This window comes from Methyloparacoccus murrellii (assembly GCF_054657115.1).
This window is the reverse complement of record NZ_BAAHXD010000005.1, coordinates 1-12,707: the sequence shown is the minus strand read 5'-3', so window position 1 is coordinate 12,707 and position 12,707 is coordinate 1. Positions and strand designations below refer to the sequence as shown.

The following is a 12,707-nucleotide window of genomic DNA, read 5'->3' as shown; positions in this document are numbered from 1 at the left end:
AGGCGGGCGGGAACAGCCCTTAGTCAAACGGCTGGACCAGGCGGCACAGGCGTCTGGTCGAGGGGCAATGGTCAGGGCTGGCGGCGCCGCCCACGGTGATGTCGATCGGCCAATCGCCGGGCTTCTCCGCGACCAGTCGCGCCGCATAGCCGGGCTGGAGGTTCGCCTCGCTGGCGGCCAGATCCCGGAAGAATGTCTGCACGATGCGGCCATTCATCGGGTTGCCGGGGTAGTACGGGCTTTTCTGATAGGCCGGATCCTTGGCGTCGGCATTGACGACCAGGTAATGGCCGTATTGGGTATTGAGGAGGTAATAGTGGAGCAGAGCGGCCGCGCAGATCATCCGGCCCGGTGAGGGCAGCGCCGGATGCAGCGCCCGCCGCCCAGCCGGAGAGCTCAGCAAGCTGGACACTCCTCCTGCCAGCAGGACAAGGACGCCCAGCGACTGGAGATAGCAATATCGGGGACCGCCGCGGTAGGTCTCGAGGTCGGCCAGCGAGAGCCCCCGTGACAGCAGGCTCAGGAACGTCATGCCCGCCATCAGGTACAGCAGGACCCAAGCCAGCCTCCGGTAGCCGGCATCGGGGACCGCGGCGCAGCCGACCAGCAGAATCACCGCCAGGTCGACATAGACGATCAGAAACCCCATGTGCTGCCTGGCCCAGGCGAACAGGGGCTGGCCAAGCACCGTGCGAGAGGCGATGTCGCCCAGCATGGTGACGGTAGCCACGAGACTCCTGCCGAGCAGCGCCAGTATCGACAGCAGATCCTGATGGGCGAAGACCTGCCCGCCCTTGGTGCCCAGGTACTGATAGAGCACCAGGTTGAGCGCCGTCGCCAGATACCAGGCGCGGCGCGAGCGGTCACGCCACGCGAAATAAAGCTGCAGCGGCAGCAGGACGATCGACAGGGGGTGCGCCCAAACCAGCAGATTGATGAGTAACCAGCAGGGTGCCGCCCGGGCGGACCCGGCCGGAAGGGGCATGCCGCCCAGCAGGATCAGCAGCAGCAACGCATTCCAGATCGAGTAATCGGTATGTGCCAGCAGGTGAAACTGCGACAGCGGCGCCAGCGCGAACAACAGGCAGACCAGGGCCCGCACGGCATCGCTGGCGATGATGACCCGATAGCGGCGGCTGAAGAAAAGACTGTAGGCCGCCAGCGTGAGCAGCAGCGGCAACCAGGTCAGCCCGTAAGGGATCATGGTGGCTGGCAACCGGACCGACAGGTAGCCGATCAGGTTGGCCAGCAGCGGTATGTAGCCCGCCTTCTCGCGCAGGATCTGGATCGGCTCGCGGTGCTCGTAGAAATAGGCGAACACATGGGAGCCATCTTCCGCCTGCAGGGGCGGAAGCAGCAGTACGCCGGGCGAGCGCGCGAATAGGATCAGGAAAATCAGCCCGCCCAGCAGCCACCACTGGAGGTTCCGGTTCAGGATGGACCCATCGGTTTCAGGGCAGGGCGGATGGACGTTCAAGCGATGGCAACCGGGCGTTGACGGGGGATCGGATACATCTCGCGGCGGGGCATGCGGCATGGCACCACCCGGCCACAACCCGGGACTGGCGGCCAGCGCCGGGCGGGGATGCCGAGCCGATGGCGGATTCGGCTAGGCGGTGCTGCCGCCCGGAACCGCAACCAGAATTTCGCCCTTGCCCAGCGCGCAGAAATCGCCCGCGTAGCGGCGCACGCGCTTGAGCGCGTCACCCATGCCGGCAAACGGTGTGTCATGGGCGGCCAGGCCCTTCAGCAGCAAGGGAATAAAACCCAGCGTGTGCGTGCCGCAATCGTTGAAGGTGGGCGGGATCTCTGCCGGCGCCCGGGCCAGCAGCAGGGTGCCGCGCACCAGGCCGTAACCCGGGTGCCGGCCGATGCGACCCAGTACGGCGATGGTGCCGGCGGTCATGCGCGCGCCCAGGTAGTCGCCGGCATCGCCCTCGACCAGCAGGATGCCGCGACGCATGCGATCACCGGCGCGCTCGCCGACATTGCCCTTGACGATGACGACACCGCCGGCCATGCCTTTCTTGTTGCCGGGCAGGCTGGCGCCGAGGAAATCGCCCGCGTTGCCGTGAATGACGAGCGTGCCACGGCTGAGTTCGCAGGCGCCGTAGGCGTCGATTGACCCCTGCACGGTGATGCGGCCGCCCTTCATGCGCATGCCGAGATAGCTGCCGGCATCCCCATGGACATCGATCACGCCCTGGGTCATGCCGTAACCCACGCCATCCAGCTTGGCGGTCGGACCACTGAAGACGATATGACCGGGGTCGTCGCCGGCGATGTCGAACACCTGATCGACCCGAACCTGGCGGTTGCCGATCTGCAGCAGGATCGCGCCCATCTCGGCCGGGCTCTTGCCGGCGAGGCCATCGGCGGTCAGGGGCGAAACATCGAGGCGCTGACGGGGTTCGGTCCTGAGCGTGAAAATCAGCGCGGTCATGCCATGATCTCCTGGAGATGAAAGAGGAACGGACCCAGCTTGCCGCCGTAATTGCCGGCGCTGATGCGGCGGATGCCGTTCTCCGGGCCGAGCGCGCAGGCGGCCTGGATGCCGGCTCGCATCGCCCGATTGATGTCCTCGGCGGTCAGGCCGTCGATGACGACTTCCATGACCGATTCGATCTCGGGGCCCAGTTGCGACGCGGTCTGCCCCTTGAGCGTGGGACAGAAGGCATCGTTGGTGGAGGCGTTGAGGGCCTTGTACTTGGAGCCGACCTTGGAGCCGGAGCGCACCACCCCGCCCGGGAACGGCATGATGACGTTCGGCACCTTGCGCATGGCCTCGACGGCGGCCTCGCAGGCGGCCAGCGCCTGGGGCTGGCTCTCGGCGAGGATCAGGAAATTGCCGCCACCGACGGCGTTGACCATGCCGGTGCTCTCCTCGCACAGGAATTCGCCATCCATCACCGGCACCCGCCAGTAGCGCCGGCCGTTGATGCGCTTGGAAATCTGGAAGCCGTCACCGAAGAAGCGCAGGTTCTTGCCCAGCGCGATCGGGTCGCCGTCCGGCAGCCCCGAGAACAGCGCCGTGGTCGGACAGGTCAGGACGCACTGGCCGGCGCGGGTCTCCACCTGCTTGGCCAGGGTCTTGCCGCCCATGGCGAAGATCAGCACCGCAACGCCGGGACGCCCGTCGGGCGTTTCGCCGGGGTCGAGTTCGCGCTCGATGCCGGCCTCGCAGCCGCAGGCGATGACGGAGGTAGCGAAACCGGTCATGGTCTCGGCGGCGATGCGCGCCCACCTGGCGTTCTGCGCCGTGATGACGATGCGCGTGCCGCGCATGGGAAACGCCTCGGCGAAGGTCGCGTCGATCTGTACGCCGTTGATGTTCATGCTGCTAAATCCTCTCGGCTGACTCGTCGGTTACCGCTGCGGGTGTCAACCCTGCCCCCGGCACGGGTGCACGAGAATCTTGCTGCGGCCATCGTCCTCGATTTCCCAGTCGCGGATGATGAAGTTTTCGAGCTTCATCGTGTGATAGCGGTCGAAGTAGGGCCGCAACCGGCTCTCGATGGCCGCGCGGTCGAATTCGGGCCGCAGGGTGTGGAGGTTGCCCCAGACCACCTTGACCACCCGGCCCTGCTTCACGACCAGTTCGCCATCCTTGAAGACGTAGTCGGGCGTAGCGAACATCGCTTCCTTGTCGTCCTGCTCGGTGTAGACAGTGATGTCGGCGGCCGCCCCGGCACCCAGATGGCCCCGGTCGTGCAGCCCGAGTATCCGGGCCGCCCCGGCGCGGGTCATGATGGCGATCTCGTACAGGCTGTACTCGCGCTGGAGCGAGCCCAGCGTGCTCATCGCGGCGGCGTCGGGATGGATGGAGGCGAGCCGGTCGTCGCGGAAGCTCTTGTCCATGAGTAGCCGGATCAGGTGCGGATAGGTCGTGAACGGCGCGCCATTGGGATGATCGGTGGTCAGGAACACGCGCCAGGGATCCTCCACCAGCAGGAAGATTTCCAGGCCGATGCACCACTGCAAGGCATTGACGAAGTTCTTGTCCTTGTAGCGGAACGGCACCACCCCGCAGCCGGCATCGCACTCGATGTCCATGCACACCCATTTGTTAGGGTGCGCGTGCGTGTGATTGGCGAACTGCATCATCGAGTCGCCGGAGGCCGTCACGGTCTGGCCGAACAGGATCTGGCCGATATCGGCGGTGATGTTGGGATTCCTGTTGATGGCCTCGGCAATCTGCGCCGCGCCGGACGAGAACTTGCGATCCCCCTCGGTCCCGTAGCTGTGGAACTGGATGTGGGTCAGGTGCATCGGCAGCCCTTCGATGCCGACGATGGTGTTCAGCGTGGTGTCCAGATTGCCGGGCACGCCCAGGTTGCAGCCGTGCACATGCAAGGGGTGCGGAATGCCGAGCTCATGCACCGCGCGGGCCAGACTGTGGAGAATCTGCCGCGGCGTGATGCCGTAATAGCGATGCTGCTCATCCAGGTCCAGCTTGCGCTGGTTGAACTTGAAGGCGCTGATGCCACCGGGGTTGACCACCTTGATGCCGATGGCCTGGGCGGCATGAATGGTCCAGGCCACGTAATCGTTGATGACCTCCTGCCCGGCGCCGGACGACAGCAGGCGCAGGAAGAAGTCGTCGCTGCCCAGCATGACGTAGCCGCCGACATCCAGCAGCGGTGTGTCGGCCATTTCCATGTGCGCCTGGCGGGCGTTGACCGGCAGCACGGCGGGCTCGAACCCGGCCGTGTAGCCCATTTCGGCATAACGGTAGCCGGCCGTCAGCGTCGAGGGTGCCACATGGCCGGCGCCGGCACGCATGGGGCCGGAGCGGGGCACGGGATCGCCGCGATGATCCTCCGGCAACAGGTTGCGGGCAATGTTGACCTTGCCGCCGCCGATGTGGGTATGCATGTCGATGGCGCCGGCCATGACGACCTTGCCCCGGCAGTCGAACTCCTGATCCGGCCGCTCGCCGTCGGCCACATGATGGGCGATGATGCGGCCATCACGGATGTAGATATCGCGCACATCGCCGTCGATGCCGTGGGCGGGATCGACAACCTTGCCGCCGGTCAGTTTGATCAGCATGAATTCACTCTCCTGTGGCGATGGGATGCCGCGCCGATCTCAGCGGCGGGCGGGCAAGCCGGCGGAACCGGGCGCCGCCATACCGGCGCCGCGCCTGTCCCGCTCACGCATCCAGCAACTGTTCGATGGCGTGCAGCACCCGGGACGCCCGCGGCAGGCCGGAATCCCGCAGCTGGTAGAGCGGCAGGGCGACGACGCTGTCGCAGCGGTACATATGGCCGGGGAAATCGATGCCGGGTACGCCGACCGGGATGAAGACCTCCGGCTCTCGCGCGAAGGTCATGCCGGAGCGGCCGATGACGATGGTGGGCACGTCGACGACCGGCGGCGGCGTGACGGCGAAGGATGCAACCCAGACCAGCCGGTCGGCCTCGCCGCTGGCCAGCAACCGCGCCGCATCGTAGTGATAGGGGTCGAATTCCGGGTAGCCGCGCAGGTAGCCCACACGGGTGGGATAGCCGGTGATCCAGCCGGCCACCTGACTGGCGGTCCGGTCGCCGTTCCGCCCGCCCAGCGGCAGGCCGGCGCAGCGGGTGGCGCGATTCAGACTGACCACCGCCTTGCATAGCTGCTGCACGGTCAGTTCGGCCTGCGGGAAATCCAGCTGGGCGGCGGCCCAGGTAATGACGCCGTAAGCCGCCGCCTGCAAGCGCTCGACAACATCGCGCAGCTCGGCCATGGCGACACCGCCCACCGTCTCGGCCTGCAACCGGGCGCCGGCTGCCAGCGCCGACAGGGCCGCCGCCACCTGCGGTAGGTCCTCCACCGCGCAGTCGATCACGCGCGGCGGCCGGCCATCGGGGGTGTTGGCCGCGGTGCCTGACGGCGCCCGTCCGATGAAGATGATGTCGCGCTGGCGGGGGTCCCCGCCGAACAGCGTTTCCTCGGCCCAGATGACACGCTCGAAGAAGCGCGGGAACAGCGCCTCGATGTCGGTGCCGAAGACCACCAGCACATCGGCGCGATTGCGCACCTCGGCCAGCGTGGTGGTCATCCAGCCGGAGTCCGCCAGCACCAGCAGGTTGCGCAGCCCGGAGGCGGACGTGGCCTGATCGAAGACGCCGCCGCAGCGTTCGATGAGCGCCAGCGCGGCGCGTGTCTCGCTGACATCGGTGCCGAAACCGTTGAAGACCGGCAGCTGGGCCGAGCGCAGCAGCTCCGCGGCATGGGCGACGGCCGCTTCCAGCGTGGCCGACTGACCCGCCACGCGGGCGACCGTGTCCGTGATCGGTTGCTCGAAGCCGGCCCGGGTGACGGCATCGCCGTGCGCGGCCACCGTGACCTGCAGCCCGTCGACGGCGATTCGCAAGTCGTCGGAACCGATGCCGCAGAACGGGCTCGGCACGTTGTCATGGACGATGGGCTGGGTTTGGCTCATGCCCGGTACCCCCGGATACTGGATGGCTTGCGCTGCGTGAATGGCCGCCGTGGGTTTGCCGGGCGGCCTGCCGAAAGCCGGGAAGAATAGGTTTTCCGCCTGGCTTTTTCAACCGCGCCGGGCGTGTGGGCAACGCGGCTTGCGCCGCTGTGTCCACAGGCGCCGCAGCCAGCCCAGCGGGTTGCGCCAGTCACGGGCGCGGCGGTAGCGGTCGATCTCGGCATCGAAAAAGGCGCGCGAGAGATACTCGTCCGGCGGTGCGTAACCATGGTGCCGCAACCAGACCTCGCGGGCCTCGGCCTGCAACCGATAATAGGCATGGTCGTAGGCGGTATTGGCTTCGTAGCTCATGGGCTCGGCGCGATGGTCGAGGCCGCGCGCCTTGATGGCCGCGCGGAACCAGTCGCGCAGGGCCCGATAGTCATGTTTGTCGTCGTCGCTCATGTCGATCACCATGGGGCTGTTGGATAACGCGGGCCCTTCGAGACCGGGCGCCGGCCCAGGGTTCCCGAACGCGGCGGAGCATCCGCGCCGCGGCCAGACCGGGCTATCATCAATGGTCGATCATACACACCCTGGCCCACGCATCATGAATATCGAGGAAATCGTCAAGCGGCTGCGAATCGGCCTGGCGCTGTTGCTGGGCTACCTGTGTGGCAAGGGTCTGGGAAGCTGGGCGGGGCATCACGCCTCGGAGTTCTTCGTGCTCGGCTTCGGCCTTGGCGTGCTCCTGACCCAGGCGGCTTTCTGGCAACTGGATCGCTGGCGCCGCCCGCAAGACTGATGGCGCCGGCGCCAGGCGCCTACCCCATCAGGCGCTGGACAGCGGCCGCGACGGCACTGCCGACCAGCACGCCGGCCAGGATCTCCAGCCGGCTGTGGCCCATACGCTCGCGCAGCGGGACATGCCCCGCGTCCGGCTGGCCGGCCGCCAGCCGGTTGATCGCCTCGGCCTGGCGGCCGACCTGCCTTCTCAGGCTGTTGGCGTCCAGCATGACAACGAAGGCCAGCGCCACCGCCACCCCGAAGGCCGGATGACCGATGCCTTCCCGCAGGGCCACCAGCGCGGCGGCGCTGCTGACAATCGCGCTGTGGTTGCTGGGCAACCCGCCGTAGCCGATCTGGCCAAAGGCCCATTGCCCTGCCCTGAGGCTGTTGACGAGGAACTTCAGGCTGCCGGCCGTGAGCCAGGCCAGACCCGGCGTGACGAGATAGGCCAGATCCATGCTCAGCCTCCGACGGGCCACAGCGCCCAGCCGCAAACGGCCGCCCACAGCGCCACGGTGAGCAGCAGCTGCCAATCGGCCAGCAGCGCGTCGGTGGGCGATTCGCCGCCATCGAGCTCCTCGACCACGTACCAGTAGCGAAACAGGCCGAACAGCACCAGCGGCACGGTCAACACCAGGCGGGGCTTGGCGGTCATCACGAACAGGCTGTAGAACACCAGCGCCCCGGTCGCCGCCATTTCCGCGTAGCGATCGACCAGCGCCACCGAATAGTGCTCCAGTACCTGGCGCCCTTCGCTGCCGCTCTGGCTGAGCTCCTGCCGCCGCTTGACCGCCGCTAGGTACAGGGCCAGACAGAGGGTGGTGACGAACATCCAGCCCGACAGCGGCACCGTCAGGGCCATGGCGCCGGCCATCACCCGCAGGACAAAGCCGATGGCGATGGTGAAGATGTCGATGACCGGCTGGTGCTTGAGCACCAGCGTGTAGGCAAGATTCAGCAGCAGATAGCCGGCAATGACCAGGATCACCCGCGGCATCAGGACGCCGCCGCCGATGAGCGCCGCGTACAGGATGGCAAGCAGCGTCAGCGCCGCCGGAACGGACACCTGCCCGGCCGCCAGCGGCCGCGTGCGCGACTTCACGGGATGGCGCCGGTCCCGCTCGATATCGCGCCAGTCATTGACGATGTAGGTCGCCGAGGACGCCACACAGAACAGCGCGAAGGCCAGCAGGGAATCCCGGACCGCCAGCGGCTGAAGAAATTCGCCGGAAAACAGCAGCGGCGCCAGGACGAAACCGTTCTTGATCCACTGCCGGGGACGCATCAGGCGCCACAATCCGCGCCAGCGGTCAAGCCGTGCGGCACGGTTTACCTTACAATTCACAGGACTTCCCCCCAAACAAGCCACGGAATCATTTTCTCACGATGAAGCTCGCCTTGTTGTATGCCTTCCTGGCCCTGATCGCCACCGCCACCAATATCGGCGCCCAGGATCTGGTGGTCCGCCACTACGACGGCACCGATGCCGTGCTGATTTCCGTCATGACCGGCACCGGGGTCGGCCTGGTCGTCAAGTATGTGCTCGACAAGCGCTATATCTTCCGCTTCCGCGCCCGGGATACCGTCCACGACAGCCTGACCTTCGCGCTCTATACCCTGATGGGCCTGCTGACCACGGTGATTTTCTGGGGCTTCGAATTTGGCTTCGACCGGCTGTTCGAATCCAAGGAGATGCGCTACCTGGGTGGCGTCATCGGCCTGGCGCTCGGCTATCTGACCAAGTATCAACTCGACAAACGCTTCGTCTTCCGCGTCGGCGCGACGGCATGACAGACCTGACCTCCTGGGGTCGGCTGACCCGCCCGTCGCACCGGGTGGTGCCATTGGCCGACCGCAACCGGATCGGTCAGGCAATCGCCGACAGCCGGCCGGGCATCGCCTTCGGCAACGGCCGCAGCTACGGCGATATCTGCCTGAACAGCGGCGGCACACTCTGGCAGACCACCACGCTGGATCGCTTCATCGCCTTCGATCCGGCGAGCGGGCGCCTGCGCTGCGAGGCCGGCGTGCTGCTGCGCGACATCCAGCGCCTCTTCGTGCCGCGGGGCTGGATGCTGCCGGTCACGCCAGGCACACAGCTGGCGACGGTGGGAGGCGCCATCGCCAACGACGTGCATGGCAAGAACCATCACGTCCAGGGCAGCTTCGGCGACCACCTGCCGCGGCTGCGGCTGCTGCGCACCAGCGGCGAAACCATCGATTGCGGTCCCGACGAACAACCGGACTGGTTCGCCGCCACGGTGGGCGGCCTGGGCCTGACCGGCGTGATCGCCGAGGCAACCTTGCAGCTGCGGCGCTGCGAAAGTCCCTGGCTGCAGGCGGAAACCCTGCCCTTCCATGGCCTGGCGCCGTTCTTCGCCCTGGCGGACGCTTCCGAGTCCGGCTGGGAGCACACGGTCGCCTGGATCGACTGCCTGTACCCGGGCGGGCGCGGGCTGTTCATGCGCGCCAATCACGTCGCCGCCGACCAGGGCCCGCGAGCGCCGACCCGGGCCCGCGCCATGCCGTTCACACCGCCGTTCTCGCTGGTGAACCGGTTGAGCCTGCGTCCTTTCAATGCCGCGTACTTTCATGCACACCGGCTGAAGCCCGGTCGCGCCAGGGTCCACTACGAGCCCTTTTTCTATCCTCTCGACAACCTGCTGGAATGGAACCGCATGTACGGGCGACGCGGGTTTTACCAATACCAGAGCGTGGTCCCGAGGGACGGCGGCCAGGAAGCCGTGCAGGCCATGCTGGAGGCTATCGCCCGTTCCGGCGAGGGCTCGTTCCTGGCGGTGCTGAAAACCTTCGGCCAGCGACCGGCGCCCGGGATGCTGAGCTTTCCCCGCCCCGGGGTGACGCTGGCGCTGGATTTCCCGAACCGCGGCGCGGATACCCACCGCTTGTTCGAGCGGCTGGACGCCATCGTCCGCGACGCCGACGGGCGTATCTACCCGGCCAAGGACGCCCGCATGCCGCGCGATCTGTTCAAAGCCGGCTACCCCCGCTGGCCGGAATTCCTGCCCTATCGCGACCCGGGCATTCGCTCGGATCTGTCGCGCCGACTGATGGATACCTGAATATGAGCAATCGTCCACGCATCGTGATCGTCAGTGCCACCTCCGCCATCGCCGAGCATTGTGCCCGTCACTGGGTCGGGGAAGGACCGGTGGATCTGGTGCTGGTCGGGCGCGACGCTGCCCGGGTCGAACGGGTGGCGGCCGACCTTCGGGTCCGCGGCCCCGGCACAACGGTCGAGGTGATCGCGAGCGATTTTCTCGACCCGGCGAAAATCCGCGCCACCGTGGACCATATCGCCGGGAAGCCCATCGACACGGTCCTGATCGCCCAGGGCTCCCTGCCGGACCAGACCACCTGCCAGAACGATCTGCAACTGTGCCGGGACACGCTGGCAATCAACGGACTCTCGCCGGTCCTGTTCGCCGAAGCCTTCGCCGGACACATGGAAAAGGCCAACCGCGGCACCCTGGCCATCATCGGCTCCGTGGCCGGTGACCGAGGCCGGAAATCCAATTACGTCTACGGTTCCGCCAAGGGCATGGTGGAACGGTACGCGCAGGGACTCCAGCACCGCCTGGCAAGCACACCGGTCAAGGTCGTGCTGATCAAGCCGGGCCCCACGGATACGCCGATGACGGCCGGGATGAAGGCGCAGGGATTGAAGGTGGCGCCGGTGGAGCAGGTGGCCGACCAGGTGCGGCAAGCCGTGCGGCGCGGAGCCGCCATCGCCTATGCTCCGGGCAAGTGGCGCATCACCATGCGAGTCATACAGCATCTGCCGGCAATCATCTTCAATAAATTGAATATATGAGGCATGTACTTCATATCCCCGGCCTTTTCCCTATCCGCAGCCAAGACGAACAAAACAGCACATCGACGAGCTCGCCAGCAAGAAATTTAATCATGGCGAACTCAAAAGCATCCGCCAATAACCCAGGCTGTATACAGAAGGATGCAAACCACCGATCGGGCCGAGACTCATCACCACAATGCCTCACAGGATGGTTCGAAGCATTCTGGCATCGAAATTTCGAACACACTTAATGCCGTGACACCAAGCCTGCCTAAACTCAACTCCGCGCACTACGCCGTAATCATATCGATGGCTCTGCTTGGCATGAATCAGATAACCCAGGCCGTCATCAATCATGATGACTGGGATTTCCTATTTGAGGCTGGCGTTGTACCCGGCTACGGAACTCCCTGGGAGCGCACACTGTGGGAAGGCCGCTGGCTCAACTATATCTGGTACTTTTTCAGCAAGCACCTAACCGCGACGCTGTCCTCGCTAATATTTATCACGTGCCATGCAGGGGTGGCGGGCATTATATCCATCCTGTTATCAAGGAAAGACTTCTCCGGACTGATTGCTCTGACTTTATTTTTTTCACCGATTATCGCCGATCTCTCTCGTTGGCCAACCACGTCAACTCCGGCGATGCTGGTACTGCTCGCCATGACTGCCACAATTCATCTTACAGATGGGTTCAGGAGGCATTTGCTGGCTTTCTCGGCCGCCACAGTTCTCCTGGTTGCTTCTTATGCAAGCCTGAGCAGCATACCGCTTATATTAATGGCATTGAGACATGCGGAAGCCAACAGAAAGAACTTTTCAGCCATCATACTGACATATTCAGCATCGTATCTGCTCGCTGTGCTTGCGATTTATGCTCTAAATCAGTCATATCACGGCCATTTCGGAATCATGCTCCAACACTGGCGGGAGCCTAACCCACTCCACCACCTTGGCGACATCATACCCAACGCAGAGAAATATTATGGAACCCTGCTGGATGTTATTCAGTATTCCCCATCCACATTCCTAGCATCCGGCCTCTGCTACCTCTTGGCATTCTGGAGCAAAGAAACTCGCGGAGCATGCAAAACAGCCTTACTGACTGGCGCTTTCATATTTTGCTTCGAGTTACTCATAGAGATAAAAACCGGTATACGCGTTGCTGGACGGTCTGAAGTCTGGCTATGGATATTCGCCATCATGCCCGCAGCCTTTCTCATGCATTATCAAAAGAAAAACATCCTCCAGCTCATCGGCTTTTCCGCATGCCTAATTGCACTTAATGGGGGGCTGACACTCTGGGCGGACATCTCTCTGGAAGAAACCAATATATCTAGAACACTCGGGTATTTTTCCGACGAAATAAAATCATTCACACCTTTTGTCAATGACAAGGTTGTCAGAGTTTGCGGAGATCCAAGAAGTTACCCGGGTCTGGCAAGAATGCATGTTGACCCTATAAGGCATCTCCAGAATGCCATGTGGGGCGCACATCGCATTCATGTCGAGCCTTATCAGGCCAGCCGATGCGCAGCCTTAAGTGCCACAGGAATCAAGCAGACGATATCCAATACTGATGGCCACATCTTGATGATGTTCCCTGATCCCAGGTAGGCATAACTACCACGCCACTCAATGCATGCCAAGTGCCTCTTGCCAAGTGCAAGCCAGCGCCACGCCGTCGTCTAG

General features: G+C 64.6%; 13 protein-coding genes. 5 read left to right on the top strand and 8 right to left on the bottom strand.

Annotated elements, in window-relative coordinates; translation table 11 throughout:
• Positions 1-19: 19 nt before the first annotated feature.
• The 6 genes from ACYQ1H_RS02160 to ACYQ1H_RS02135 form a co-directional block, all read right to left on the bottom strand.
• Positions 20-1,477 carry a hypothetical protein gene (locus ACYQ1H_RS02160; protein WP_460026411.1) on the bottom strand — a complete coding sequence of 486 codons (1,458 nt, stop codon included), beginning with the start codon at positions 1,475-1,477 and terminating at the stop codon, positions 20-22.
• A 132-nt stretch (positions 1,478-1,609) separates the two neighbouring features.
• Positions 1,610-2,443: a formylmethanofuran dehydrogenase subunit C gene (locus tag ACYQ1H_RS02155; protein ID WP_460026410.1), complete on the bottom strand. Its 834-nt coding sequence runs from the start codon at positions 2,441-2,443 to the stop codon at positions 1,610-1,612.
• Positions 2,440-3,336 carry a formylmethanofuran--tetrahydromethanopterin N-formyltransferase gene (gene fhcD, locus ACYQ1H_RS02150; RefSeq protein ID WP_460026409.1) on the bottom strand — a complete coding sequence of 299 codons (897 nt, stop codon included), beginning with the start codon at positions 3,334-3,336 and terminating at the stop codon, positions 2,440-2,442. The genes ACYQ1H_RS02155 and fhcD overlap by 4 nt, the downstream gene beginning before the upstream one ends.
• 45 nt (positions 3,337-3,381) lie before the next feature.
• Positions 3,382-5,052: a formylmethanofuran dehydrogenase subunit A gene (locus ACYQ1H_RS02145; protein WP_460026408.1), complete on the bottom strand. Its 1,671-nt coding sequence runs from the start codon at positions 5,050-5,052 to the stop codon at positions 3,382-3,384.
• A gap of 103 nt (positions 5,053-5,155) precedes the next feature.
• Positions 5,156-6,430 carry a formylmethanofuran dehydrogenase subunit B gene (locus ACYQ1H_RS02140; protein WP_460026407.1) on the bottom strand — a complete coding sequence of 425 codons (1,275 nt, stop codon included), beginning with the start codon at positions 6,428-6,430 and terminating at the stop codon, positions 5,156-5,158.
• Between the two features lie 108 nt (positions 6,431-6,538).
• Positions 6,539-6,874: a hypothetical protein gene (locus ACYQ1H_RS02135; RefSeq protein ID WP_460026406.1), complete on the bottom strand. Its 336-nt coding sequence runs from the start codon at positions 6,872-6,874 to the stop codon at positions 6,539-6,541.
• A gap of 145 nt (positions 6,875-7,019) precedes the next feature.
• Here ACYQ1H_RS02135 and ACYQ1H_RS02130 point away from each other — a divergent pair, with 145 nt between their 5' ends.
• Complete coding sequence (locus ACYQ1H_RS02130; protein WP_460026405.1) at positions 7,020-7,214, top strand: hypothetical protein; 195 nt, start codon at positions 7,020-7,022, stop codon at positions 7,212-7,214.
• Positions 7,215-7,233: 19 nt separating this feature from the next.
• Here the strand turns inward: ACYQ1H_RS02130 and ACYQ1H_RS02125 are convergent, their stop codons facing one another.
• Positions 7,234-7,656: a divergent PAP2 family protein gene (locus ACYQ1H_RS02125; protein WP_460026404.1), complete on the bottom strand. Its 423-nt coding sequence runs from the start codon at positions 7,654-7,656 to the stop codon at positions 7,234-7,236.
• A gap of 2 nt (positions 7,657-7,658) precedes the next feature.
• Positions 7,659-8,543, bottom strand: a complete 885-nt coding sequence (locus tag ACYQ1H_RS02120) for a decaprenyl-phosphate phosphoribosyltransferase (RefSeq protein WP_460026403.1) — start codon at positions 8,541-8,543, stop codon at positions 7,659-7,661.
• A 41-nt stretch (positions 8,544-8,584) separates the two neighbouring features.
• On the opposite strand from ACYQ1H_RS02120, the gene ACYQ1H_RS02115 reads away from it, so the two are divergent.
• The 4 genes from ACYQ1H_RS02115 to ACYQ1H_RS02100 all read left to right on the top strand — a co-directional run bounded on the left by ACYQ1H_RS02115 (position 8,585) and on the right by ACYQ1H_RS02100 (position 12,632).
• Positions 8,585-8,989, top strand: a complete 405-nt coding sequence (locus tag ACYQ1H_RS02115; RefSeq protein WP_460026402.1) for a GtrA family protein — start codon at positions 8,585-8,587, stop codon at positions 8,987-8,989.
• A complete protein-coding gene (locus ACYQ1H_RS02110) occupies positions 8,986-10,281 on the top strand; it encodes an FAD-binding oxidoreductase (protein WP_460026401.1) in 1,296 nt (431 codons plus the stop codon). Before ACYQ1H_RS02115 ends, ACYQ1H_RS02110 begins: the two co-directional genes overlap by 4 nt.
• Before the next feature lie 2 nt (positions 10,282-10,283).
• On the top strand, positions 10,284-11,033 hold the full coding sequence (locus ACYQ1H_RS02105; protein WP_460026400.1) for an SDR family NAD(P)-dependent oxidoreductase: 750 nt from the start codon (positions 10,284-10,286) through the stop codon (positions 11,031-11,033).
• Between the two features lie 141 nt (positions 11,034-11,174).
• The gene (locus tag ACYQ1H_RS02100; RefSeq protein ID WP_460026399.1) at positions 11,175-12,632 is read left to right on the top strand and encodes a hypothetical protein; all 1,458 of its coding nucleotides are present in this window, start codon (positions 11,175-11,177) and stop codon (positions 12,630-12,632) included.
• Positions 12,633-12,707: the final 75 nt, after the last annotated feature.

Coding starts and splice junctions, on each gene's coding strand:
- ACYQ1H_RS02130 (WP_460026405.1), top strand. CDS start 7,020: ATGAATATCGAGGAAATCGTCAAGCGGCTGCGAATCGGCCTGGCGCTG.
- ACYQ1H_RS02125 (WP_460026404.1), bottom strand. CDS start 7,656: ATGGATCTGGCCTATCTCGTCACGCCGGGTCTGGCCTGGCTCACGGCC.
- ACYQ1H_RS02155 (WP_460026410.1), bottom strand. CDS start 2,443: ATGACCGCGCTGATTTTCACGCTCAGGACCGAACCCCGTCAGCGCCTC.
- ACYQ1H_RS02100 (WP_460026399.1), top strand. CDS start 11,175: ATGCAAACCACCGATCGGGCCGAGACTCATCACCACAATGCCTCACAG.
- ACYQ1H_RS02135 (WP_460026406.1), bottom strand. CDS start 6,874: ATGAGCGACGACGACAAACATGACTATCGGGCCCTGCGCGACTGGTTC.
- ACYQ1H_RS02140 (WP_460026407.1), bottom strand. CDS start 6,430: ATGAGCCAAACCCAGCCCATCGTCCATGACAACGTGCCGAGCCCGTTC.
- fhcD (WP_460026409.1), bottom strand. CDS start 3,336: ATGAACATCAACGGCGTACAGATCGACGCGACCTTCGCCGAGGCGTTT.
- ACYQ1H_RS02115 (WP_460026402.1), top strand. CDS start 8,585: ATGAAGCTCGCCTTGTTGTATGCCTTCCTGGCCCTGATCGCCACCGCC.
- ACYQ1H_RS02105 (WP_460026400.1), top strand. CDS start 10,284: ATGAGCAATCGTCCACGCATCGTGATCGTCAGTGCCACCTCCGCCATC.
- ACYQ1H_RS02110 (WP_460026401.1), top strand. CDS start 8,986: ATGACAGACCTGACCTCCTGGGGTCGGCTGACCCGCCCGTCGCACCGG.
- ACYQ1H_RS02145 (WP_460026408.1), bottom strand. CDS start 5,052: ATGCTGATCAAACTGACCGGCGGCAAGGTTGTCGATCCCGCCCACGGC.